Origin of the sequence: Phaeobacter sp. QD34_24, from assembly GCF_028890115.1 — a bacterium.
Taxonomy (GTDB): Bacteria; Pseudomonadota; Alphaproteobacteria; order Rhodobacterales; family Rhodobacteraceae; genus Phycobacter.
The window spans coordinates 132,250-156,771 of sequence record NZ_JARCJD010000004.1 but is presented as its reverse complement, the minus strand read 5'-3'; the positions used below and the strand labels follow the sequence as shown (position 1 = coordinate 156,771).

Sequence of the window (24,522 nt, the reverse complement as noted above, 5' to 3'; positions counted from 1 at the left end):
GAATTGCTGAAATGGATTCGATCGCACAGAATTTACTAAACCTTGGCCTCGAATTGCCAAAAGCCCCCAACCCGCTTGGAAACTTCGCGCCCTATCTTGTGGATGGCGAGTATCTCTACATCTCCGGACAGATCTCCATCGGCGCCGATGGCAAAGTCGTCAGCGGCAAGCTGGGCCAGGACCTTGGGATCGAGCAGGGAATCGAAGCCGCGCGGTTCTGCGCAATCGGCATCCTGGCGCGGGCCAAGGCCGCCATTGGCGATCTGGAAAAGATCGAACGACTGATCAAGCTGGGCGCCTTCGTGAACGCCAGCCCCGGTTTTACCGATCACCCCAAAGTCGTGAACGGCGCATCCGATCTGATGGTGCAGGTCTTTGGCGCGGAACGGGCAAATCACGTCCGCTTTGCCGTTGGCAGCTCAAGCCTGCCGTCAAATGCTGCGGTTGAGATCGAAGCGGTGTTTCGGATCAGGTCGGATGGGTGACTGTCCGGGACCAGACATGTCTCAAACCGCTCCAACCCTGTACATCCTGTGCGGCAAGATCGCATCCGGCAAATCCACCCTGGCCCAGCACCTGAAACGCCAGGACAACGCGGTTCTGGTCGCCGAGGACGAGTGGCTCAGCACGCTCTTTCCCGGCGAGATCAGCTCTGGCGCGGATTTCCTGCGCTGCACCGCCAGGCTGCGCGCGGCCATCGCGCCCCATATCGTTGACCTGTTGAACGCGGGCGTCTCTGTGGTCTTGGATTTCGCAGCCAACACGGTGCAGCAACGCGAATGGATGCGCAGCCTTCTGGACCACACCGACGCGGCCCATCAATTGCATGTGCTCGATGTTCCGGATGAGGTCTGCCTGGCCCGCCTACGAACGCGAAACGCGCAAGGCGATCACCCGTTTGCCGCCAGCGAAGAACAGTTTCACCAGTTCTCGAAACACTTTGCCCCGCCCAGCCCGCAGGAGGGGTTCAATATCGTGTTTCACACCGCCCCCGCAGAAACACCCTCGAAATGACAAAGGGGCCTCCCGGCCCCCTTGCAAACTTCAAAATGGTCTTCCGGCTTATTCCGGCGCCTTGGTCTTGCGCAGGTAGGGGAAGATGGTCTCGAACGCGCCGAACTTGGCCTTGGCGTCTTCGTTCGACACGGTCGGCGGGATGATCACGTCTTCGCCCGGCACCCAGTTGGCGGGGGTGGCAACGCCGTTGCCGGTTGCCATCTGCAGACCGTCCAGCGCGCGCAGGATCTCGGCAAAGTTGCGGCCCACCGACATCGGGTAGGTCATCGACAGTTTCAGCTGCTTGTCGGGGCCGATGATGAAGACCGAACGCACGGTGGCGCTGTCGGCCGGGGTGCGACCATCGGGCAGGTAGGCTTCGGCGGGCAGCATGTCAAAGGCCTTGGACACCGCAAGACCTTCGTCCGCGATGATCGGGAACCCGGCAGAGGCCTTGGCGTAGCTCTCGATATCGCCCTTCCACTTCTTGTGGTCCTCGACACCATCGACGGAAACACCGATCACCTTGGTGTTGCGCTTGGCCCACTCGTCGGCCAGCTGCGCCACGGCGCCGAACTCGGTGGTGCAGACCGGGGTGAAGTCCTTGGGGTGGGAAAACAGGATCGCCCAGCTGTCACCGATCCAGTCATGGAAGGTGACGGTGCCCTGATCGGTCTCGGCGGTGAAATTCGGAACCACATCGTTGATGCGCAAACCCATGGAGGTCTCCTCTTCGCATTCATATTCAGTTTTTGATACGTATCTTGCTACGCAAGGTAATCAATCCCGGCGCAGGTTAAACCCCTGATGTGACAAGACCAGCACAAAAGCGCCAATTCCCTGCGACAAAACGGAAAATCTGCATTCACCAGACAGGTTTGCACGAGAGGTAATTTGATCAAATTTTTTCATGCGGCCTTGCCCATGGGTCAATGCAATGACACAGTGGCGCGCGAAAGGGTCGGCATGACCCCGCAATGCGTCTGATTTTGGGAGATCCGGACATGATCGAGAAACGCGACTTTTACATCAACGGCCAATGGGTTGCCCCGGCGGCCGCGAAGGACCACCAGGTCATCGATCCCTCCACCGAAGAGCCCTGCGCGGTGATTTCCCTCGGCAGCGAGGCGGACACCAATGCCGCCGTGGCCGCCGCAAAGGCCGCCCTGCCCGGCTGGATGGCCACCCCGGTGGAAGACCGGATCGCGCTGGTGGAAAAGCTGATCGAGATCTACCAGGCCCGCAGCGAAGACCTGGCCCAGGCCATGTCTACCGAGATGGGCGCCCCGATCGACATGTCCCGCAGCGAGCAGGTTGGCGCAGGCATCTACCACCTGAAGAACTTCGTGCGCGCGGCCAAGGCGTTCGACTTCGAACGCCCGCTGAGCGACCGCTTCCAGAACGACCGGATCATTTACGAGGCCGTGGGCGTTGCCGCCCTGATCACGCCCTGGAACTGGCCGATGAACCAGATCACCCTCAAGGTGGGTGCTGCCGCCATCGCGGGCTGCACCATGGTCCTGAAGCCGTCGGAGGAAAGCCCGCTTGATGCGATGATCTTTGCCGAGATGATGGACGAGGCAGGCTTCCCCGCCGGTGTCTTCAACCTCGTGAATGGCGATGGCGTCGGCGTCGGCTCACAGCTGTCGTCGCACCCGGACGTGGACATGGTCTCCTTCACCGGCTCGACCCGCGCGGGCACCGCGATCTCCAAATCCGCAGCCGACACCCTGAAAAAGGTCCACCTCGAGCTGGGTGGCAAGGGCGCCAATGTGATCTTTGAAGACGCCGACGAAAAGGCGGTGAAGCGCGGCGTGCTGCACATGATGAACAACACCGGCCAAAGCTGTAACGCGCCGTCGCGGATGCTGGTGCAGAAGGGCATCTACGATCAGGCCGTCGCCACCGCCGCCGAGGTTGCCGCCAAGGTCACCGTCGGCCCCGCCTCGCAGGAAGGCCGCCACATCGGCCCCGTGGTGAACGAGACCCAATGGAACAAGATCCAGGACCTGATCCAGAAGGGCATCGACGAAGGCGCCCGCCTGGTCGCCGGTGGCACCGGCCGCCCGGATGGCCTGAACAAGGGGTTTTACGTCAAGCCGACCGTCTTTGCCGATGTGAACAACCAGATGACCATCGCCCGCGAAGAGATCTTTGGCCCGGTCCTGTCGATCATCCCGTTCGAGACCGAGGAAGAAGCCGTCGCGATCGCCAATGACACCCCCTATGGTCTGACCAACTACGTCCAGACCCAGGACGGCGAAAGGGCCAACCGCATGGCCCGCGTGCTGCGCTCGGGCATGGTCGAGATGAACGGCAAGTCCCGCTCCCCCGGCGCGCCCTTTGGCGGCATGAAACAGTCCGGCAACGGCCGCGAAGGCGGCATCTTCGGGATCGAAGACTTCCTGGAAGTGAAAGCCGTCGGCGGCTGGTCCACCGACTGATTTTCGCACCCTTTGAAATCGCAAAAGCCGCCCTCATCCGGGCGGCTTTTTTATTGTGAGATATGCAAATCGCGTTGGTCTGCTTTGAGCCCATTTTCCTTGATACTGAAAGGCGCGCTAATGTCTGCTGTTGAGCATTATACTGAATACATGTTTACTGTGGTCGGAGCTAAGTAGCCGGATTTGAGCCCTATTCATGCAATGGATCCTTCAGGATTTTGAGGACACTCGGAAAATGGCCAGTGCGCTTGATCGGCTGGAAATTCCGTACACTTGGCAAAAAGTCGTTCCGTTCGTCGGCGAACTGACACCAACTCCGACCATCAATGATCCCAAGGATGTGGTGATGTTCGGTTCATATACCCTATGGCGCTACGCGAAGGCGAACGATCTGGAACCCGGGGTTTTCAAGATAAGGCCCTTTGTTCATGAAGAGCCTTGGCAAACGTTTCTTCTTAATGGCGCGGATGCTCTTTTTTTAAAGCTGCAAGATGTTCCGGAAAAGCTACCCAATGACGGAAAGAACTGGTCCCTACGACCAGTAGAAGACAGTAAAGAAGAGCCCGGAACGGTGAAAACCACTGACGAAATCATAGAATTGGCCAACAAAGTTCTCGCGCTTCGAGAACACGAGATACCCAAAGGTTCACTTCGTCATGATACAGAATTGATGTTCACTGAGCCCGTTCGCATTCTCAAAGAATGGCGACTGTGGGTGGTAAGAGATGAGATTGTTACCCACTCGTTGTACAAGGAAGGCTCCCGCGTCATTTACCGGCATGAGATCGATGATGATGCCTTGGAATTTGGCAAGAGACTGGTGCAGGCAAACCCGGGTTACGCACCTGCATATGTTATCGACATTTGTCGAACAGACGATGGGCTCAGGATGCTCGAAACGAATTGCATCAATGCTGCCGGTTTCTATGAGGCCGACCTTTTGAAACTGGTGTCGTCGATCGACGAGTTCTCGGACATCCAAATCGGAAGCTGACATTCGCGCAAGTACAGTGAATTGGCGCTTTGTCCTGCTTAGCTGACCAACACGACTTGCAGACACCGCCTCCCTCTCACACCCAAACCTGATCCGGATCGGGCAGCGGGATCGCGGACAGCAGCTCCTGCGTGTAGGGCGCTGTGGGGGTGGCGAACAGGTCTGCCGTGGCGGCGTTCTCGACGATTTCGCCCTGATAGAGCACCAGAATGCGGCTGCACAGGCGGCGGATCACCGACAGGTCGTGGCTGATGAAGGCCAGCGTCAGCCCAAGTTCACGCACCAAGTCTTCGAGCAGGTTCAGCACCTGCGCCTGACTGGAGACATCCAACCCCGAGACGATCTCATCCGCGAGGATGAAATCGGGGCGCAGGGCGATGGCGCGGGCGATGCCGACGCGCTGACGCTGCCCGCCCGACAGCTCATGCGGATAACGGCTGGCAAAGGCGCGGGGCAGGCCGACCATATCCAAAGCCTCCTTCACGCGGGCATCGATCCCCTCCAGCCCCTGCAGGCGCAACGGCCCTGCAATGATCCCGCCCACCCGGCGGCGTGGGTTGAGCGAGGACAGGGGATCCTGAAAGATCATCTGGAACCGCCGTCGCAGGGGGCGCAGATCCTCCTCGCCCATATGGGTGATGTCTGTCCCCTCGAAATCGATCTGGCCGCTGTCCGGTTCGATCAGCCGGATCAGGGCACGCCCTAGGGTGGACTTGCCCGAGCCAGAGCCACCAACGATGCCCAGAACCTCACCCTTGGGGATCTGGAAGGTCAGCCCTTTCAGAATCTCGATCCGGGGCGCAGGGCCAAGGATCGGTTTGCGCGACATATCGGGAAAACTGAGCCGCAGATCCTTCACGTCATAGATCACATCGCTCATGCCGCGCCCTCCTGTCGGCGATCAAAGGCGGCGACCTCTTCTTCTACCGCGCGGATCACCGCTTCGGGAACCGGGGTCAGACTGCCGTCCGGGTCGGTGTATTTCGGCGTCGCCACCAGAAGGGCGGCTGAGTAGGGGTGACCGGGGCTGGCGAAGAAATCGCGCACCTTGGTGTCCTCCACCACCATGCCGGAGTAGAGCACGCTCATGGTCTGGCAGACCTTGGAGACCACGCCCAGATCATGGGTCACGAACAACAGCGCGGTGCCATGGCGCTGCTGCATCTCGGCGATCAGCCGCAGGATCTGCTTCTGCACGGTCACATCCAGCGCGGTTGTCGGCTCGTCCGCGATGATCAGCTTCGGCTCAGCTGCAAAGGCCGAGGCGATCAGGATCCGCTGGCGCATCCCCCCCGACAGTTCGTGCGGATAGGCGCGCATGACGCGGGCGGGATCGGGGATATGCACCTCGTTTAGCAGTTCCAGCGCGCGGGCCTCGGCCGCCTTGCGCGACCAGCCAAGGATATCCACGAGGCGATTGGTGATCTGCGGCCCCACCCGGCGCGAGGGGTTGAGCGCAGTCAAGGGGTCCTGCGGGATCAGCGCAACCTTGGCGCCGATCCTCTGGCGACGGGCACGGGGGGAGAGCTGTTCCAGATCCTCTCCGTCCAGAATGATCCGCCCCCCGGTGATGCCCAGCGCCTGCGGCAGGGTGCCCAGCACCGATTTGCCGATCATGGATTTGCCCGCGCCGCTTTCGCCAACCAGGGCACGCACCTCTCCCGCCGCCACATCGATGGAGACACGGCGCAGGATCGGCGTCTTGCCCCTGAGCCGCACGGTCAGGTCTTGGATCGATAGAAAGCTCATCGCAGCACCGGGTCGAAATGGTCCTTCAGCCCCTCGCCCAATTGCGAGAAACTGAGGACGGTGAAGAACAGCGCCACCAGCGGGAAGACGAGAACCCACCAGGCCTGATGGACCGAGGTGCGCCCCTCGGCGATCATCCCGCCCCATGTGGGCGCATCGGTGGAGATCGAGAGGTTCACGAAACTGAGGATCGCCTCGACGATGACTGCGATGCCCATTTCCAGCGTCAGAAGGGCGACGATGGTGGGCAGCACATTGGGCAGGATTTCGGTCAGGGCGGTGCCAAACCGGCTGCGCCCCACGACCTGCGCCGAGGCCACGTAATCCATCTTGGACTGGCTCATCGCCTCGGCCCGGATCACGCGGGCAAACCGCGTCCAGTCGATCACCACGATGGCGATGATGATTGAGGTCATGCCGGTGCCAAGGACAGCGATCAGCAGGATCGCAAACAGCACCGGCGGGAAGGCCATCCAGATGTCCACAAGGCGCGAGATCACCAGATCCGCCCAACCGCCATAATAGCCAGCGATCAGCCCCAGTATGGCGCCGATCAGGCAGGTCAGAACCCCCGCGATCAGCGCCACCGTCAGGGCAAGCCGCGCACCATGCAGAATACGGCTCAGGACATCGCGGCCCAGGGAATCGGTACCCAACCAGTAGTTGGGATCAGCGCCCGCCTGCCAGAAGGGCGGCATGCGCCCGGCGAACAGATCCTGCGCCAAGGGGTCATGCGGGCTGATCCAGGGCGCCAACAGCGCGGCCAACACCAGAATGGTGATCCAACCGCCTGACAGCCACAGGCGCAGCCCCGGTTTGCGAGAGTGTGCTCTGGTATCACGCATGGCGCAGCCTCGGGTTCAGGGCAGCATAGGTCATGTCGACGACCAGGTTGACCACGGTGAAAATCAGGGCGAACAGGATCACGATCCCCTGGATCAGCGGCAGATCGCGATTGATCACCGCATCGATCGCCATGTTGCCAAGCCCTTCATAAGAGAACAGCCGCTCGACGATCACGGTGCCGCCAATCAGGAAGGTAAACTGCACCCCGACCAGCGTCAGCGTAGGCAGGATCGCATTGGGCAGCGCTTCGCGGGTGATGATGCTGGTCTCGGAGTAGCCCTTGGTGCGTGCCAGGGTCACATAATCCAGATGCATGGTTTCCTTCAGCGATTGCTTCAGCAGCTGCGAGATGATCGCCGCCAGCGGGATCGCCAGCGCCAGCGCGGGCATGAACATATGGGCGACGATATCCGCCCAGACATCAAACCGCAGGCGGACAAAGCTTTCCCAGAGATAGAAATTCGACTGGAACTCGAACCCGAGCGAAGGCGACACCCGCCCCGAGATGTGAAACAGCGGCCAGAGCACGCCGAACAGCAGGATCAGCACCAGCCCCCAGAGGAAATCCGGCACCGACAGCGCCATGCCGCCAGTGACGTCAATGGCGCCCTCAACGCGTGTCCCCCGGTAAAGCGTCGCGGTCAGTGCCATGGCGCCGCCCAGCGCCACAGCGATGACCAGCGCCATCACTGATAGTTCCAGCGTGGCGGGAAGACGGCCCAGAACCAGCTCTGACACCGGCTGGCGCAACGAAATGGAGGTGCCGAAATCACCCTGAAGCACGCCTCCTGCCCAGATCAGAAACTGTTCGGGGATGGATTTATCAAGGCCGTAAAGTTCTTGAAGCCGCTGGATATCCGCATCGGTGGCCCCCGGCGGCAGCATCATGGCAATCGGGTTGCCCGGCACCACGCGGATGACCACAAAGACGATGACCGCTACCCCGACCAGCGTCACAGCCGTGGCCGCCAGCCGCGCGATCATTCTGCGCAGGATCTGCATTCTCTACCTTCGTTCTGTCAGGTCGTGAAAAAGGGCAGCGGGGGTCGGCGCAATCAATCCGCCCCCGCCGCCAAGGAAGACGTGGTGTCAGGCCCGCGTCATCAGGTGGGGCAGAAGCGCCCCGGAGGCATGGGGAACCACCTTGATCTGGTCGCTGTGCAGGATCGGCTGCACATATTGCAGCAGCGGAATGACCAGCGCATTGGCGGCGATGAAGCGGTCCACCTCTTTCCAGCCATCGATCCGCTTGGCCTCATCGGCCTCACCCCACAAGGGCAGGATCTTCTGCATCAGGTCTTCGCCGTCCCAGACCGAATGCGGCGAGGGGCCGAACATGGCAAAGCCGGTCGAGGTGGTGGGATCGCCGATCGAGTTGCCCCAGTTGTAGAAGGCCGCAGGCGCCAATGTATCCGCCGCGCGCAGCTCGTAATGCTTGGCGATCTCGTAGACTTCGATCTCGGCCTCGATGCCGACCCGGCGCCACAGGCCGACGATGGCCTGGATGATCTCATAGTCCTTGGGCTTGAAGCCGCGGGTGGTCTGGATGGTGAATTTCACCGGATTGTCCGGCCCATAGCCTGAGGCAGCCAGCAACTCCTTTGCCTTTTCCGGGTCATAGGCGACCTTGATCGAGGCATCATAGGCCGAGTAATCCGGCGTCTGCAGCGTATCGATGGCCACGCCATAGCCCGACAGCAACCGGTCGATGATCAGCTGCTTGTCGATGGCATGGGCCATGGCCATGCGCACGTTGGCGTCCTTCATCACATCCACATCGTTGATGAAGATCATGCCGATATCCGACACCGGCGCGGCGGTGCCCATGATGCCGGATTTCTCCTTCAGGCGGTCGAACTCCTCATAGGGCATTTCCAACGTCACATGGGCGTTGCCCGATTCCACCTCGGCCACACGGCTGGCGGCATCGGTCACGAACTTGATGGTGACGGATTTGAACTCGGGCGCGCCGCCCCAGTAGTTTTCATTCGCCTTGAGACGCACGAAGGCGTTGCGCTCGAACTTCTCGACGATATAGGGGCCGGTGCCCACAGGCGCGGATTCGAACCCGTCGGCGCCGACGGATTCATAGTATGTCTTGGGCAGGATATAGCCGGTGAGGAAGCTCATCCATTTGAAGATCGTCGGCTCATAGGCCAGCACATCCGCCGTCACCCGGTTGCCCTCGATCGCGTAATTGCCGATCTTGCCCCAGATGAACTGGATCGGGTTACCGGTCTCAGGATTACCCGCGCGCTCCAGCGACCAGGCCACGTCCTCGGGCGTCAGGGGATCGCCATTGTGCCAGGTCACCCCTTCGCGCACATCCATCCAGATCTTGGTCTTGTCCTCGTTCCAGCCATAGCCGGTCAGGATGCCGGAGCCGAAGGACAGATCCGGGTTCTGCGGGATGAACAGGTCAAACACCGACTGGTAGATGCCCTGGATGGTCGGGTTCACCGCCGAAGGGCCCACGGTCGGATCCCAGCTTGGCAGGTTGACGTTATAGGCGATCACCAGCTCCTCGATCCCGGCGGCAAAGCTGGGCAGGCTGGCCCCCGCAAGGGCCACGCTGGCGGCGGTACTTTGGAGTAACGTGCGTCTTGTCAGTTTCATTGTGCTTTTCCCTGTTGGTTGGACGACCGGCCTGTTGTTTTTGTTAGGCACCGGCCAGTTTTTGCCCGAGCAGATATCCCGCCCCGGCTCCGGTTCCCGCGCCTGGCCAGACCGCCGCCCCGGTGTGATAGAGATCACGAATGGGGGTAGAGCCGTCAGCGAACCCGCGCAGGGGCCGGAACATGAAATGCTGGTTCAGATGGTGACTGCCGCAGACCTGATCCCCGCCCACAAGGTTGGGGTTGTCGGCCTCCAGCATGGCGGGAGTCACGATATGCTGGCCAAGGATCTTTGCCCCTGTGCCGGGCGCATAGGTTTCAAGGATATCGAGCGCGCGATCAGCCATCGGCTGCGCCGCGTCAGCCCAGTCGGTTGTGGTGATCTGCCCGGCAGCATCGCCCTGGATCTGCCCCGGTACCATGCGCACCTGCAGCCACAGGACATGCTTGCCCTCGGGCGCTCGGCTCGGGTCCACGGCGGTGGGCTGACCGCAGACGATCACAGGTTCATCCGGCAACAACCCCGCCTTCGCCTGCGCATAGGTGCGCGCCATCTGATCCAGGCTCGGCGCCATATGCACATAGGCAAAGCGTTTCAGATCGTCGCCTGCCGCCCAATCCGGCAGACCCTCCATCGCGAGGTGGATCATCATGGTCCCCGGCGCATGGGCGAAGTTCTCCATGCCCCGGTCATAGCGTTTGTCTGGCGTGCCCCCGGTCAGGCGCAGCATCGCCGCAGGGGCGACATTGGCGATCACCGCCCGCTTCGCCTCTACCCGCGTTCCATCTGCCAGCTCGATTCCCGTGGCGCGCCCGCCCGCATGCAGGATGCGCGAGACTTCGGCCCCGCAGATCACAGATCCGCCGCGCGCCTCGATCATGGCCACCATCGCCTTGATCATGCCATCGGCGCCGCCCTGCCCCAGCACCATGCCAAAGGCCTGATTGACCTGGCCTTCAAGGTAGGGAAACAGCGCACCGCCCGCCACATCCGGGGCAAAATCCAGGTGCATGCCCCAGGCCGCCAAAAGTGCCTGCACCTTGGGCGACTGGAAGGTCTCCTCGAGCCAGCTGCGCGGCGAGGAGGCCAGGAATCGCCCCAGATCCATCAGGCCCGCAGATCCCATCTTGCGCCAGGACTTCCAGCTTAAAGATGCAAATGCACGTTTATTAATCGAACTCCCGAGCAGCGCGAATAAAATCTCGGCACGGGCAGGAAAATCTGCGCCAAGGGTCTCCCAGGTGTCTCCGTCTGCCGCGTTTTCAGCCGCGATCCGCGCCGCGTTCGCAGCCGAATCAGTGCCGACCCCCAGCCAGGTTTGATCCGGAAAAACCGAGGCAAAACACTCTGCAGCCGGGGCGAATCCAAGCCCATGCCCGGCCAGTTCATCTGCGTATTTTTGGTGGAATGCAGACCCTGCGAAGAGCGACAAGTTCATCGCCGCCCAGTCATGGCGGAAGCCAGGAAGCGTGTATTCTCCGGTCTTTACGGCCCCGCCCGGCACCTCGGCACGCTCATAGACGGCAACCCGCCAACCCTTTGCCGCAAGATGTGCAGCGCAGGCCAGAGAGTTGTGGCCGCTTCCGATAATGACTGCATCCGGCGTCACGGACATGGGTGGAATCCCTTATTCTTCACATATTGATATTTGCAAATGCATTTAAATCTGTCTAGCATGGATTTGTCATCGCACGAAAGCGGCACCAATAGACCGCGCACAACACGGGAGGCGATAATGACCGCAACAACCGCATTGGACGGGCTTGGCGCCAAGCTTTTGACCGGAGAGATCGAAGTCGTGGACTGCAGCGGGGTGCTGGGCCCCAACACTCCGATCCTGCAACTGCCCGAGGATTTCGCGAAGAACACCCCCAAGGTCGAGATCCACAAGATCAGCGAATACGACGAGGACGGCCCCTTCTTTGCCTGGAACTGGATGAAGCTGGGCGAACACACCGGCACGCATTTCGACGCGCCGCACCACTGGATCACCGGCAAGGATTTCGAAGAGGGCTACACCGACACGCTGGACGTGCAGCGCCTGGTCGCGCCGGTCAATGTGCTCGACTTCTCCAAGGAGTGCAGCGCGGATGCCGATTTCCTGCTGACCATCGACCACGTCAAGGCCTGGGAGGCCGAGCATGGCGAGATCAACGCCGGGGAATGGGTCGTCCTGCGCAGCGACTGGGACCAATACGCCGACGACGAGGCCAAGTTCCTCAACGCCGATGAAACCGGCCCGCACACTCCCGGACCGACCGCCGAGGTGATCCAGTATCTGGTCGACAAGGGCATTGTCGGCTGGGGCAGCCAGTGCATCGGCACCGATGCGGGCATGGCCGGCGGCATGACCCCGCCGTTTCCGGCGCATAACCTGCTGCATGCCAACAACCGCTTTGGTCTCGCCTCCCTTGCCAACCTGGACAAGCTGCCCGCCAAGGGCGCCATCCTGATCGCCGCGCCGCTGAAGATCCAGCGTGGCACCGGCAGCCCGATCCGCGCCCTGGCGCTGGTCCCCAAGGGATAAGATCAGATGGCCGCCGCCCCCCACATCATCATCGGCACCGGGATCAATTCCCTGGTCGCCGCAGCGCTTCTGTCCCGCAAAGGGCAGCCGGTGCTGATGCTCGAACGCTCTGATCGGATCGGCGGCTGCATGCGCACCGATGAGATCACGCTGCCGGGCTATGCCCATGATGTGATGGCGGCGACCTTCGTTCTGTTCCTGACCTCCCCCGCCTATGCAGAACTGGCCGAGGATCTTGGCCAGCACGGGCTGGAGTTCTGCCACACCGCCCATCCCACGGCGGTGCTGCGCCCCAATGGCCGCGCCACGGTGCTGACCATGGACCGCGCCGCCAATATCGCGGCCTTTGATGCGCTGCATCCCGGCGACGGGGCGCAGCATGGCCGCGATGTGGGCGGGATCGAAGCGGATGCGGAGTTCCTCTTTGCGCTGCTTGGCGGCTCTCTGTGGTCGCTTGGCACCGCGAAACTTCTGGCGAAACAGGCCTGGAGGCGTGGCCTCAACGGTCTGAAATCCTGGGTCGGCGCGGCGCTGCAACCGGCGCGCGGCTGGCTGGAATCCTCTTACGGCTCCGAAGACATGCAGGCGCTTTGGGCGCCCTGGGTGCTGCACTGCGGGCTGACACCGGAAAGCACCTATTCCGGGCAGATGGGCCGTGTCATTGCCTTCGCGCTGGAGGCCGCCGGAGCACCGGTGGTCAAGGGCGGCGCCGGTGCGGCAGCCGAAGCCTTTGAACGGCTGATCACCGCCAATGGTGGAGCGATCCGCACCAGCACGGATGTGGCCCGGATCATGACCCAGAACGGCCGCGCCGTGGGCGTGGAAACCAGCGATGGCGAGGTGATCCATGGCGCCTCGGTAATTGCATCCGTCACGCCCTCGCAGCTTTATGGTCGTCTGTTGCCACAGGAAGATGCCCCCGAAGCCATCAAGAGCTACCGCCATGGACGCGGCAATTTCCAGCTGCACTATGCGCTGGACGCCACCCCCGAATGGCTGAGCGAGGGGCTGGAGGATGTCGCCCTGATCCACCTGGCCGACGGCGTGGACAGCGTGTCGAAGTCCGCCAACGAGGCGGAGCGCGGCATGCTGCCCGAAACCCCGACCATCTGCGTTGGCCAACCGCACCGCATGGATCCTTCCCGCTGCCCCGCAGGCAAGGCGATCCTCTGGCTACAAATCCCTGACGCCCCCCGTGTGATCAAGGGCGATGCCGCAGGCACGATCGAAACCGGGCCGGAGTGGGATGACACCACCCGCGAGGCCTTTGCCGACCGGATCGAGGCGATCCTGGCGCGCCACATCAAGGATTTCGACAAGATCAAGCTCGCCCGCCGCGCCTATTCCCCTGCTGATCTGCAGGATCTGAACATGAACCTGGTGGGCGGCGATCCCTATGGCGGCTCCTGCACCCTGGACCAGTTCTTTGTCTGGCGCCCCTTCCCGCAATCGGTCAATAACGCCACCGCAGTGAAGGATCTGCATATGATTGGAGCCGCGACCCACCCCGGACCTGGCCTGGGCGGCGGGTCCGGCTACAACCTTGCAAAAAGGATGGGTGCATGAACGAGGATGATGTTGTGACGCGGGAACCGCAGGTGGCGGACACCCCGCGGCTGGGAGAGATCGGGCTGGAGAATTTCCCGCCCTACCTGATGAACCGCATAATGGGCCGCTACAACGCCTCCCTACGCGATGAAATGGCAGCCCTCGGCCTGACCACGCCCAAGATGCGAACCCTCGCGGTTCTGTCGGTGCTGGATGGTCTGTTGATCCGGGAACTTGCCGTCTATGCGGTGGTGGAGCAATCGACGCTCAGCCGGTCGCTGGACAAGATGGAGAAGGAAGGGCTGATTGCCCGCCGCCCCGATCCCGACGACAGCCGTGCCACCCGCATCTACATGACCCCCAAGGGGCGCGAGACACAGGATAAGCTCTGGCCGCATATCGCCGAAGCCTACGGGCAGATGTTCAAGGGCATCAGCGAAGAAGAGCAGCGCCAGTTCGTGACCACCCTGCAAACCATCCTGCGCAACGTGCGCGTGCACCAGATCTGATCCAAAAAGAAGAGCCAAGGAGGCGCCCATGGCCGAAAGGTCGTTCAAGGCAGAAGTCGAGCACCTGCGCAAAGGCGCCGGGCACAACTTTACCGGAGAGGGCATTCTCGCCATCACCAAGGCTCTTTTGGAAAACGGTGTCGGCTATGTGGGCGGCTACCAGGGTGCGCCGATCTCGCACCTGATGGATGTTCTGGCCGATGCCGAAGATCTCTTGGGCGAACTCGGCGTGCGCTACGAGGCGAACGCCTCGGAAGCCGCCGCTGCCGCCATGCTGGCGGCCTCGGTGCATTACCCCATCCGCGGCGCTGTCACCTTCAAGGGCTCGGTCGGAGTCAATGTCGCTTCGGACGCGCTGGCGAACCTCGCCTCCTCGGGCGTCACCGGCGGTGCGCTGGTGGTCGTGGGCGAAGACTACGGCGAAGGTTCCTCGATCATGCAGGAACGCTCCTATGCCTTTGCGATGAAGTCGCAATTCTGGCTCTTGGATCCGCGCCCCAACCTGCCTTCGATCGTGAAATCCGTGGGCGATGGCTTTGGCCTGTCGGAAGCGTCGAACACGCCGGTGATGCTGATGGTGCGGATCCGGTCCTGCCATGTCACCGGCACGTTTGAGTGCCGCGACAACCAGCGGCCCGATCTGACCGTGCGCGATGCGCTGGCCAACCCGCAGCGCGATTTCTCCCGCGTGGTGCTGCCGCCGATGTCCTACCAGCACGAACACGACAAGATCGAAAACCGCTGGCCCGCGGCCGAGAAATACATCGTCGACAATGGTCTCAATGAACGCTTTGGCCCCAAGGCGGGCAAGGTCGGGTTGATCTGCCTTGGCGGTATGTACAACAGCGTGATCCGCGCGCTGCAACGCCTTGGCCTGGCGGATCTGTCGGGCAATACCGATGTGCCGCTCTACGTGATGAACGTGACCTACCCGCTGGTGCAAAGCGACCTTCTGGATTTCTGCGCGGACAAGGACGCGGTGCTGATGATCGAGGAAGGCCAGCCCGAGTTCATCGAACAGCAGCTTGGCGCCATGCTCTACAAGGCGGGCAGCAGCACGAAACTCGAAGGCAAGGGCACCTTCCCCAAGGCGGGCGAATACACCGGCCAGGTGATGAAGGACGGGATCGAGGATTTCCTGCGCACCTATGCCGCAAGCCTTTTGCCCGGACAGATCCTGGCCCCCAACGAACCCGCGCCCGAGATCCCCGACCTCAGCCAGACCGTGCCGATCCGCCCGCCGGGGTTTTGCACCGGCTGCCCTGAGCGGCCCATCTTTGCCTCGATGAAGCTGGTGGAGCAGGAGCTCGGCAAGCACCAGATCTCGGCCGATATCGGCTGTCACCTGTTCGCCGCCCTGCCCCCGTTCGAGATCGGCGGGCAGACCATGGGTTACGGGCTTGGCCCGGCCTCCAACGCGGCCTTTGACGGCGGCGGCGAGAAACGCGCGATCTCGATCCTGGGTGACGGAGGCTTCTGGCACAACGGGCTCAGTTCCTCGATCGGGAACATGGTGTTCAACAAATCCGACAGCGTGGCGATCATCGTCGACAACTACTATTCCGCTGCAACCGGCGGGCAGGATATCCCCTCAAGCCGCGCCAAGAATGCCAGCAAGGCGACCAACAATCCGATCACCAAGGCGCTGGAGGGGGCAGGCGTCAAATGGATCCGGCAGATCGACCGCACCTATGACGTCACACAGATGCGCGCCACCATCCGCGAGGCACTGACCACCGAGTATGACGGGCCAAAGGTCATCGTCGCCTCCTCGGAATGCATGCTGAACCGGCAGCGGCGCGAGAAACCCCTGCGCAATGCCGCCATCAAGGACGGCACTCGCGTCGAGGTGCCCCGCTTCGGCGTCGATCAGGACATCTGCACCGGGGATCACGCCTGTATCCGCCTATCGGGCTGCCCCTCGCTGTCCCTGAAGAAACTGGACGATCCCCTGCGCGACGATCCCGTCGCCCATATCGACCAGACCTGCGTCGGCTGTGGCAATTGCGGCGAGGTGGCCGATGCCGCGATCCTCTGCCCCTCCTTCTACGAGGCGCGCGTGGTGCATAACCCGACCGGCTTTGAGGCTTGGAAATCGGGTCTGCGCACAAAGGTGATCTCTTGGCTACAAGCGCGGCGCGCGGCGCGGCGGCTGCAGTTTTCCAGCAACCTCAGCCAGGGAGCCGCCTGATGTCCATCGAACTGCCAATCGGAACGGGCCAGCGCGACGCAGGCCTTGATGGGGTGATCAAGCTGGCCATCCTTGCCGTAGGCGGCCAGGGCGGCGGGGTGCTGACCAACTGGATCGAATCCCTGGCCCGCGCGCAGGGCTACAACGCCCAGGCCACCAGCGTTGCAGGCGTCGCCCAGCGCACCGGCGCCACGATCTACTATATCGAGATGGCCCCGGCCTCGGTCCCGAACCCGGTGTTCTCCCTGGCGCCTGCGCAGGGCGACGTGGACGTGATGATCGCCGCCGAGATGATGGAGGCCGGGCGCGCCATCCTGCGTGGCTTTGTGACGCCGGATCGTACCACGCTGATCGCCTCGACCCACCGGGCGCTGGCGGTGTCGGAGAAGATGGTGCCCGGTGACGGCATGGCCAATGCCGAAGAGGTGCGCGCCGCCGCGGAAATGGCCGCTGAAAAGCTGATCATGGCCGATATGGAGCGCGCCGCCGTGGGCGCGGGCTCGGTGATCTCGGCCTCGCTGTTCGGCGCCCTGGCCGGATCCGGCGCCCTGCCGTTTGACCGCGCCGCCTTTGAAGAGGCGATCCGGGCGGGTGGCAAGGGGGTGGAAGCCAGCCTGCGCGCCTTTGCAGCCGGGTATGACCTGGCGCAGAAGGGTGAAGACCAGCCAACGGAACAGCCCAAAGCACTACCGGCACTGGCCCCATCAGGTTCGTCCCGGCAGATACGCGCCTTCGAGGGGCTGATGGCCCGCATCAACGCCTTGCCAGCCGAAGTGGCCGAGATGGCAGAGGCAGGCCTGCGCAAGGTGGTGGAGTTCCAGGACGTCGCCTATGGCGCGGAATATCTGGATCGGCTCGACAGCTTTGTCGCGAAGGACCACGCGGACAAGGACCACATGCTGTCCCTTGAGGCGGCGAAACACATCGCCAATGCCATGGGTTATGACGATGTGATCCGGGTGGCCGACCTCAAGACCCGCGCCAGCCGGTTCGACCGTATCGAGGATGAGATGGGCAGCGCAGGCAAGACGCTCACCCTCACCGACTACCTGCACCCCCGCGCCGAGGAAATCGCAGGCCTGTTTCCCGCACGCCTTGGTGCGCGAGTCGAGGCAAGCCCCGCCTGGATGCAGCGGCTGGACCGGCTGTTCAACAAGGGTCGCCGCATCCGCACCGACAGCCTGCGCGGATTCCTCATGCTTTACCTGATCGGCGGCCTGCGTGGCTGGCGCCGCAAGACCCACCGCCACGCATTGGAGCAGGCCCATCTGGAGGATTGGATGGCCCGCTCCCATGGCTACCTGCCGGATCGCTATGACATGGCGGTGGAGATCCTGCGCTGTCGCCGCCTGATCAAGGGCTATTCCGATACCCATGCGCGCGGCCTCACGAAATTCGACCGGGTCCTAGAGGGTGCCAGACTGGTCGAGGCCCGCGAAGATGGCCCGGAATGGGTCGCTCGCCTGCGCGAAGCGGCCCTGCAGGACGAGAAGGGCGAGGCGCTGGATGGCGCACTGAAGACCATTCGCAGTTTCCTCTGACCTCTCCGCAGACCCAAAGCGTAGCGCTCCCGCGCCCGCAGGATGCCGTGGCCATGCCACGACTCCCTTGGCGGCCTTGGGCCCGGCGCCGCGCATAGCGCGGCGCCGGGCCCAACGGGAGGCGACCCTCCATCCGGAGGGGCGGTGACGGGCGGGAGCGCCACGCCAGGTTTTCATCCCACGCCACCACAGCAGCATCCTGCTTTCCATGAGGCTGTCACAACGATATGCAAGGCAAACACAGCCCTTCATGGACCGACCCCCGCGATGATCACCGCCCGCCTGCATGGCCGCCTTGGCAATCAGATGTTTCAATACGCGGCCGCCCGCGCGCTGGCCGACCGGCTGGGCACCTCGGTTGCCCTTGATACGCGCGAAGCGGTCCAGCGCGGCGAAGGCGTCCTGACGCGGGTCTTTGATCTGGATCTGACCGAACCCGTCACACTGCCGCCGCTCAAATCCGCCGCTCCGCTGCGCTATGCGCTGTGGCGCGCCTTTGGCCGCTTACCCATGTTTCGGCGCGAACACGGTCTGGGCTACAATCTGGATTTCACAACCTGGGGCGAGGACAGCTACCTGCACGGCTACTGGCAGAGTGAACGGTACTTTGCGCCCATTGCCGAGCGCATCCGCGCGGATTTCGCCTTCCCCGCATTTTCCGACAGCCAAAATGCCGAGATGGCCGACCGCATCCAAGCCAGCAATGCGATCTCCCTGCACGTCCGGCGGGGCGACTATATGGCGCTTGCCGCCCATAGCCTGTGCGACCAAGCCTACTATGAGGCCGCCCTTGCGCATATCCTGACCGGCCTCTCTGGCACGCCAACGGTCTTTGTCTTCTCCGACGATCCCGGCTGGGCCAAGGACAACCTGCCGCTGCCCTGCGAGAAGATCGTGGTGGATTTCAATGGACCGGACGCGGATTATGAGGACATGCGGCTGATGACCCTGTGCCAGCACAATATCATCGCCAACAGCTCCTTCTCCTGGTGGGCGGCCTGGCTCAACCGCAACCCGAAGAAAATCGTGACCGGCCCGGCGCAGTGGTTCGGGAATCCCAAACTCTCCAACCCCGACATCCTGCCGGACAGCTGGCAGCGGATAGAGGCCTGATCAGAACGGCGCCTTGGCCCTGAACTTCATCGACTGTTCACTGTCGGGGTGTTTGATCCGCAGCTCTTCGGAATGCAGCATCATGCGCGGGAAGTCTCGTGCAGCCCCTTCCGCATATAGCGGATCGCCCAGGATTGGATGGCCAAGCGACAGCATATGCACCCGCAACTGGTGCGAGCGGCCGGTCTTGGGCGTCAGGCGCACGCGGGTTTCATCCGCGCCAGAACGGATCACCCGCCAATCCGTGATCGCCGGCTTGCCCGTCTCGTGACAGACCATCTGGCGCGGACGGTTCGGCCAATCGACGATCAACGGCAGGTCCACCGTGCCCGAGCGCGGCTCCAGCCGCCCCGTGACGCGCGCGACATAGGCCTTGCGCGTGGTGCGCTTTTCAAACTGCATCGACAGGTGCCGCTGCGCATGGGGCGTCAGCGCAAAGACCATCACCCCCGAGGTATCCCGGTCCAGCCGGTGCACGAGCAGCGCTTCGGGAAATGCCGCTTGCACCCGGCTCAACAGGCAATCGGACAGATGTTCCCCCCGCCCCGGCACACTCAACAGGCCCGCGGGTTTGTTCACCGCAAGGATCTGTGCATCGTGATGGAGGATCTCCAAGGGATCCTGCGGCGGGTTGTAATCGCTTGATAGGGTCATGGCCGCCTGCCTAGCGCCTCCCCCTGTCTGCGGCAAGTTCCCGCGACGTCCTTCTTGCCCCCGTGCCTGCACCAGGGGCAGGATCAGCCGCAAAGAGGGAGAGAGACCATGCACCCAACCATCACCCGCATGCAGGAGGTCGTCGCCAAGGGCGAGGAACACCTGATCGCCGAGCTTCTGGCCGAAGACGTGAAATTCCTGCCGCCCACCTATTGGAAGACCTGGACGGGCCGCGCACCCGTCGCCGCCGTGCTAGGACACGTGGGGCAGGTCTTCTCTGACTTTCGCTATCGCCGCATCATGGGAGAAGGCAACGACTGGGCGCTGGAGTTCCAGTGCAAGATCGGTGAGTTCGACGCCGTCGGCGTGGACCTGATCACCTTGGGCGACGATGGGCTGATCGAGACCTTCGAGGTCGTGATGCGCCCCTATAAATCCGTAGGTGCCCTGCGCGATGCGATGAATGCGCGGGTTCAGACCGATGCGCGCTTTCTGAAATTCCGCGAGGCGCTCAGCTAATTTGGCCTTGTTAGAGCCTGTTTTTTTGGAACCCCATGATCGCAGCCGACCAGATCCTGCGCCTGCCGCTGTTGCCTCTGTTGATCGCACAGGGGCTGACCGTGCGGCGCAAGGCCCTGCGTCTGCCGGAACCAGAGGGCCCCCGGCAGGGGCAGGCAGGAACGGGACCAAGCTTGCGGCTGTTGATCGCCGGGGACAGCTCTGCCGCCGGGGTGGGGGTGGCGCATCAGGATCAGGCGCTTGCCGGGCAACTGGTCTCGCGCCTTGCATCCCGCTGGCAGGTGCATTGGCGGCTGGAGGCCACCACCGGCCACGCCACCGCCGACACGCTGCGCCGCCTGTCTGAGCTGCCCACGCAGTCTTTTGATATCGCCATTCTGGCGCTTGGGGTGAATGACGTGACCAGCGCCGTCTCGCGGGGGCGATTTACACGACACCAACGGCAGTTGGCAGAGCTTCTGGCGGATCGTTTTGCTGTCCGGCAGATCCTGGCCTGCGGGGTTCCCCAGATGGAGCACTTTCCGGCCCTGCCTCAACCGCTCGCCTGGGCACTCGGGCGGCAGGCGCAGCGTCTGGATCTAGGGCTTGCGGAGCTGTCCCGGCAGATCGACGGGTTTCACCACCTACCGTTTGATCTGCCCAGCGATCCGGAATTGGCGGCGGAAGATGGTTATCACCCGAACCCGAAAGCCTATGCGCTTTGGGCTGAACGGTTGGCCCAGGAAATTACAACACCGCCTGTTTAGAGCCTAATCAGCCCGATTTCACCGCTCCGGGCTTGCGCCGCATCTGGCGGATCAGGGGGATGGAATAGATCACCAGCGCGGCCCAGATCATCGGGAAGGCGATCATACGGGCATGACCGAATTCCTCGCCAAAGACAAAAACCGCCACCAGGAAAATCAGCGTCGGCGCGATATATTGCAGGATGCCGATGGTCGAAAGCCGCAGCAACTTGGCCCCGTTGGCATAGATGATCAGAGGCACCGCCGTCACCACGCCGCAGCCCATCAGAAGCAGGCTTTGCTCCCAGCTGACCGTAAAATGCCCTTCGCCCATCGCGCTGAGGTAGGCGACATAGCCAAGGGCGGGCACCGACAGGATCAGCACCTCCAACAGGAAGCCCTGATTGGGGCCAATCGGCAGCCACTTCTTGAAGAAGGCATAAAAGCCCCAGCTGAAGGTCAAGCCCACCGCAGCCCAGGGCAGGCTGCCGGTTTCAATGGTCAGCACCACCACAGCGGCGGCAGCCAAAGCGATGGCCACAAGCTGAGTGCGGCTCAGCCGCTCCCCCAGCAGAACGGCACCCAATGCGACACTAAACAAGGGGTTTATGTAATATCCAAGCGCGGCATCCAGCGCGTGGTCGGTGGCGATAGACCAGACGTAGATCCCCCAGTTGACCGAGATCAGCGCCGCCGTCAGGCAGGCCATCACCAAGGTGCGCGGGCTGCTGAGCGCCGCGCGCAGATCCTTGGTTCGGCGCAGCACGATCAATAGCGCCCCCGCCAAGGGCACCGACCAGATGACACGATGGGCGACCACCTCGGCCGCGGGAATATGCGACACCGCCTTCATGTAGAGCGGCAGAAACCCCCACAGGAGATAGGCCGTGATAGCAAAGGCCAGCCCCTGCGGGGTATCGGTATTCTCGGGCTTTTGGGTGGTCATGGCGGCACTCCTTCGCAGCCTTTATGGCAGCTTTGCAGGTGAAGGGAATGGCCAAATATTTGAAGGGCGGTCGCATTGCGCACCACCCTTCAACAACACAGGGTTTCTACCATGTTAGAGCCACATCAGGCCTTCACACGCTCCGATTTCGGGTCATACATCGGCTTCAGCGACGCCTCTGCCCGCACCCGGGTGCCCATCACGTCGATCTCGTAAGTGGAGGCCAGAACCTCTGCCGCGCTTTGACCTTCGCAAGGCACGTAGCCCATGCCGATGGCGCCTCCCAGGGTGTGCCCGTAGGCCCCCGAAGAGATATAGCCGACGATCTTCCCATCCCGCAGCAAGGGTTCGTTGTGATACAAAAGCGGCTCGGGATCCATCAGCCGGAATTGCAGCATCCGCGCCTTGGGACCAGTCTCCTTGCGCGCCGCAACGGCCGCCTTGCCGATGAAATCATCCTTTTTCAGATCCACCGCAAAGCCAAGCCCCGCATCGATCACGTGATCCTCGCAGGTGATGTCATGGCCGAAGTGACGGAACCCCTTCTCGATCCGGCAACTGTCCATCATATGCATGCCGCACAGCTTCAGATCCATCTCCTGACCGGCCTCCTGCAGCACCTCGAAGACATGGCCGGCCATATCTGTGGACACATAGATTTCCCAGCCGAGTTCACCGACGTAAGAGACCCGATGCGCACGCGCCAACCCCATGCCGATCTCGATCTCCTGCGCGGTGCCAAAGGGATTCACCGCATTGCTGAAATCACTTGGGGAGACCTTCTGCAGCAACTCGCGCGAACGCGGCCCCATCACCGCCAGCACCCCTTCGCCCGCCGTCACATCGGTGATGGTGACCCGGCGACCCCCGACCAGCCGCCGCATGCGGGTCTCATCCGCCAGCCGGGTGATCGCGGGCGTCACGACCAAGTATACAGTCTCTGACAGGCGGGTGACGGTCACATCCGCCTCGATCCCGCCGCGGGCGTTCAGGAACTGCGTATAGACGATCTTACCCACAGGCACCGACATGTTCGCGCCGCAGATGTGGTTGAGGAAGCTTTCGGCATCCGGCCCTTCGACGCGGATCTTCCCGAAGGAGGACATATCGTAGATGCCGACGTTTTCCCGCACCGCACGGTGCTCGGCAGCGGCGTTCTGGAACCAGTTCTGCCGCTTCCAGCTGTAGCGATAGTCACGCAACTGGCCCTCCTCCGCGAACCAGTTGGCGCGCTCCCAGCCCGCCAGTTCGCCAAAGACCGCGCCCTTTTCCTGTAGCTGGTAATGGAATGGAGACCGCCGCACCCCGCGCGCCGTGGCCTTTTGCCGGTAGGGGAAGTGATCGGCATAGAGCAGGCCCAGCGTCTCCTTGGAGCGTTCGAACAGGTAGTGCTTGTTGCCCTGGAACGGCTGCATGCGGGTAATATCAACATCCCCCAGGTCAAAGGGCTTTTCCCCGTCCTGCATCCATTGCGCCAGCGCCATGCCCGCGCCGCCCGCCGACTGGATCCCGATCGAATTGAACCCCGCCGCGACCCAGACGTTGTCCATCTCGGGCGCCAGACCCAGGTGATAGGCGTCGTCGGGCGTGAAGCTTTCGGGGCCGTTGAAGAAGGTATGGATCCCGGCATCCGCCAGCATCGGCATACGGTTGCAAGCCGCCTCCAGGATGGGTTCGAAATGGTCGAAATCCTCGGGCAGCTGGTCAAACTCGAAACTGTCGGGAATGCCGGTCATGCCCCAGGGCTTGGCATTTGGCTCAAAGGCGCCCAGCATGATCTTCCCCGCGTCTTCCTTGTAATAGGCGCATTCATCAGGCACCCGAAGAACCGGCATCTGGCTGAGCCCCTGGATCGGCTCGGAGACGATGTAGAAATGCTCACAGGCGTGAAGCGGCACGTTGATGCCCGCCATCCGGCCCACCTCATGCCCCCACATGCCGGCGCAGTTCACCACCATGTCACAGGCGATATGCCCCGTGTCAGAGCCTGAATCAGAGACCCAATCGACCCCGGTCACCCTACGACCTTCTCGGGAAATGCCGGTGACCTTGATCCGTTCCTTCACCAGGGCGCCCCGCTGTCGCGCCCCCTTGGCAAGGGCCAGCGCGATATTGGCCGGGTCCGCCTGACCGTCGGTCGGCAACCAGACACCGCCGGTGACACCCTCAAGATTGATATGGCCGTAGCGCTCCTTCACCTCGGTTGGCGACAGCTCCTCGACCGGCACGCCAAAGGCGCGCGCCATGGCGGCATTGCGGTATAGCTCCTCAAGCCGTTCATCCGTCAGCGCGACCGAGACCGAGCCCACCTGCCGCATGCCGGTGGCAACGCCGGTTTCTTCTTCCAGCCCCAGGTACAGATCGGCGGAATAGCGCGCGAGCTTGGTCATGTTGGACGAGGCGCGCAGCTGCCCGATCAACCCCGCCGCATGCCATGTGGTGCCCGAGGTCAGCTGCTTGCGCTCCAACAGCACCACGTCTTTCCAGCCGAGCTTGGTCAGGTGATAGGCCACCGAACAGCCCACCACGCCGCCGCCGATGATGACCACGCGGGCCGATTTGGGAAGATCGCTCATGTCCTGCACTCCGAAGGCACTGTTTCCA

Annotated in this window: 22 protein-coding genes; 12 read left to right on the top strand and 10 right to left on the bottom strand. The window is 62.6% G+C overall.

All coding sequences use genetic code 11. The features are described 5' to 3' along the window. Positions 1-11: 11 nt before the first annotated feature. On the top strand, positions 12-485 hold the full coding sequence (locus tag PXK07_RS04650; RefSeq protein WP_274847028.1) for a RidA family protein: 474 nt from the start codon (positions 12-14) through the stop codon (positions 483-485). Positions 486-501: 16 nt separating this feature from the next. Beyond that, positions 502-1,014 (top strand): AAA family ATPase, encoded by a 513-nt coding sequence (locus tag PXK07_RS04645; RefSeq protein ID WP_274847027.1) that lies wholly within the window; start codon positions 502-504, stop codon positions 1,012-1,014. A gap of 48 nt (positions 1,015-1,062) precedes the next feature. Here PXK07_RS04645 and PXK07_RS04640 read toward each other — a convergent pair whose 3' ends face one another. Next, positions 1,063-1,716: a peroxiredoxin gene (locus PXK07_RS04640; protein ID WP_274847026.1), complete on the bottom strand. Its 654-nt coding sequence runs from the start codon at positions 1,714-1,716 to the stop codon at positions 1,063-1,065. A gap of 284 nt (positions 1,717-2,000) precedes the next feature. Between PXK07_RS04640 and PXK07_RS04635 the strand changes: the two genes are divergently transcribed. Both PXK07_RS04635 and PXK07_RS04630 read left to right on the top strand, forming a co-directional pair. Next, a complete protein-coding gene (locus tag PXK07_RS04635) occupies positions 2,001-3,440 on the top strand; it encodes an aldehyde dehydrogenase family protein (protein WP_274847025.1) in 1,440 nt (479 codons plus the stop codon). Positions 3,441-3,636: 196 nt separating this feature from the next. Further along, a complete protein-coding gene (locus PXK07_RS04630) occupies positions 3,637-4,434 on the top strand; it encodes an ATP-grasp domain-containing protein (protein WP_274847024.1) in 798 nt (265 codons plus the stop codon). A 76-nt stretch (positions 4,435-4,510) separates the two neighbouring features. Here PXK07_RS04630 and PXK07_RS04625 read toward each other — a convergent pair whose 3' ends face one another. The 6 genes from PXK07_RS04625 to PXK07_RS04600 all read right to left on the bottom strand — a co-directional run bounded on the left by PXK07_RS04625 (position 4,511) and on the right by PXK07_RS04600 (position 11,260). Then, entirely contained in the window at positions 4,511-5,314 is an 804-nt protein-coding gene (locus tag PXK07_RS04625; RefSeq protein WP_274847023.1) for an ATP-binding cassette domain-containing protein, read from the bottom strand. Further along, a complete protein-coding gene (locus tag PXK07_RS04620; RefSeq protein ID WP_274847022.1) occupies positions 5,311-6,183 on the bottom strand; it encodes an ABC transporter ATP-binding protein in 873 nt (290 codons plus the stop codon). Before PXK07_RS04620 ends, PXK07_RS04625 begins: the two co-directional genes overlap by 4 nt. After that, on the bottom strand, positions 6,180-7,028 hold the full coding sequence (locus tag PXK07_RS04615) for an ABC transporter permease (protein ID WP_274847021.1): 849 nt from the start codon (positions 7,026-7,028) through the stop codon (positions 6,180-6,182). The genes PXK07_RS04620 and PXK07_RS04615 overlap by 4 nt, the downstream gene beginning before the upstream one ends. Further along, entirely contained in the window at positions 7,021-8,031 is a 1,011-nt protein-coding gene (locus tag PXK07_RS04610; protein WP_274847020.1) for an ABC transporter permease, read from the bottom strand. The genes PXK07_RS04615 and PXK07_RS04610 overlap by 8 nt, the downstream gene beginning before the upstream one ends. Positions 8,032-8,118: 87 nt before the next feature. Continuing rightward, positions 8,119-9,645: an ABC transporter substrate-binding protein gene (locus PXK07_RS04605; RefSeq protein WP_274847019.1), complete on the bottom strand. Its 1,527-nt coding sequence runs from the start codon at positions 9,643-9,645 to the stop codon at positions 8,119-8,121. A 43-nt stretch (positions 9,646-9,688) separates the two neighbouring features. Continuing rightward, positions 9,689-11,260 carry a phytoene desaturase family protein gene (locus tag PXK07_RS04600; RefSeq protein ID WP_274847018.1) on the bottom strand — a complete coding sequence of 524 codons (1,572 nt, stop codon included), beginning with the start codon at positions 11,258-11,260 and terminating at the stop codon, positions 9,689-9,691. Positions 11,261-11,380: 120 nt separating this feature from the next. Between PXK07_RS04600 and PXK07_RS04595 the strand changes: the two genes are divergently transcribed. The 6 genes from PXK07_RS04595 to PXK07_RS04570 are packed head-to-tail and all read left to right on the top strand — an operon-like array spanning position 11,381 to position 19,074. Beyond that, positions 11,381-12,172: a cyclase family protein gene (locus PXK07_RS04595; RefSeq protein ID WP_274847017.1), complete on the top strand. Its 792-nt coding sequence runs from the start codon at positions 11,381-11,383 to the stop codon at positions 12,170-12,172. Between the two features lie 6 nt (positions 12,173-12,178). Then, positions 12,179-13,738, top strand: a complete 1,560-nt coding sequence (locus PXK07_RS04590; protein WP_274847016.1) for a phytoene desaturase family protein — start codon at positions 12,179-12,181, stop codon at positions 13,736-13,738. Next, positions 13,735-14,229 carry a MarR family winged helix-turn-helix transcriptional regulator gene (locus PXK07_RS04585; RefSeq protein WP_274847015.1) on the top strand — a complete coding sequence of 165 codons (495 nt, stop codon included), beginning with the start codon at positions 13,735-13,737 and terminating at the stop codon, positions 14,227-14,229. The genes PXK07_RS04590 and PXK07_RS04585 overlap by 4 nt, the downstream gene beginning before the upstream one ends. A gap of 28 nt (positions 14,230-14,257) precedes the next feature. After that, positions 14,258-16,420, top strand: coding sequence for an indolepyruvate ferredoxin oxidoreductase subunit alpha (locus tag PXK07_RS04580; RefSeq protein ID WP_274847014.1), 2,163 nt, complete (start codon positions 14,258-14,260; stop codon positions 16,418-16,420). Next, positions 16,420-17,961, top strand: coding sequence for an indolepyruvate oxidoreductase subunit beta family protein (locus PXK07_RS04575; RefSeq protein ID WP_274847013.1), 1,542 nt, complete (start codon positions 16,420-16,422; stop codon positions 17,959-17,961). The genes PXK07_RS04580 and PXK07_RS04575 overlap by 1 nt, the downstream gene beginning before the upstream one ends. 42 nt (positions 17,962-18,003) lie before the next feature. Beyond that, positions 18,004-19,074, top strand: a complete 1,071-nt coding sequence (locus PXK07_RS04570; RefSeq protein ID WP_274847012.1) for an alpha-1,2-fucosyltransferase — start codon at positions 18,004-18,006, stop codon at positions 19,072-19,074. Here the strand turns inward: PXK07_RS04570 and PXK07_RS04565 are convergent, their stop codons facing one another. Beyond that, complete coding sequence (locus PXK07_RS04565; RefSeq protein ID WP_274847011.1) at positions 19,075-19,728, bottom strand: RluA family pseudouridine synthase; 654 nt, start codon at positions 19,726-19,728, stop codon at positions 19,075-19,077. A 108-nt stretch (positions 19,729-19,836) separates the two neighbouring features. Between PXK07_RS04565 and PXK07_RS04560 the strand changes: the two genes are divergently transcribed. Continuing rightward, positions 19,837-20,247, top strand: a complete 411-nt coding sequence (locus tag PXK07_RS04560; RefSeq protein ID WP_274847010.1) for a nuclear transport factor 2 family protein — start codon at positions 19,837-19,839, stop codon at positions 20,245-20,247. 35 nt (positions 20,248-20,282) lie between these two features. Continuing rightward, a complete protein-coding gene (locus PXK07_RS04555) occupies positions 20,283-20,993 on the top strand; it encodes an SGNH/GDSL hydrolase family protein (RefSeq protein ID WP_274847009.1) in 711 nt (236 codons plus the stop codon). Positions 20,994-21,000: 7 nt separating this feature from the next. Here the strand turns inward: PXK07_RS04555 and rarD are convergent, their stop codons facing one another. Together rarD and PXK07_RS04545 are read right to left on the bottom strand one after the other, a co-directional pair. Then, complete coding sequence (rarD, locus tag PXK07_RS04550) at positions 21,001-21,918, bottom strand: EamA family transporter RarD (RefSeq protein WP_274847008.1); 918 nt, start codon at positions 21,916-21,918, stop codon at positions 21,001-21,003. Between the two features lie 125 nt (positions 21,919-22,043). Next, on the bottom strand, positions 22,044-24,494 hold the full coding sequence (locus PXK07_RS04545; RefSeq protein WP_274847007.1) for a GcvT family protein: 2,451 nt from the start codon (positions 24,492-24,494) through the stop codon (positions 22,044-22,046). Positions 24,495-24,522 lie beyond the last annotated feature (28 nt).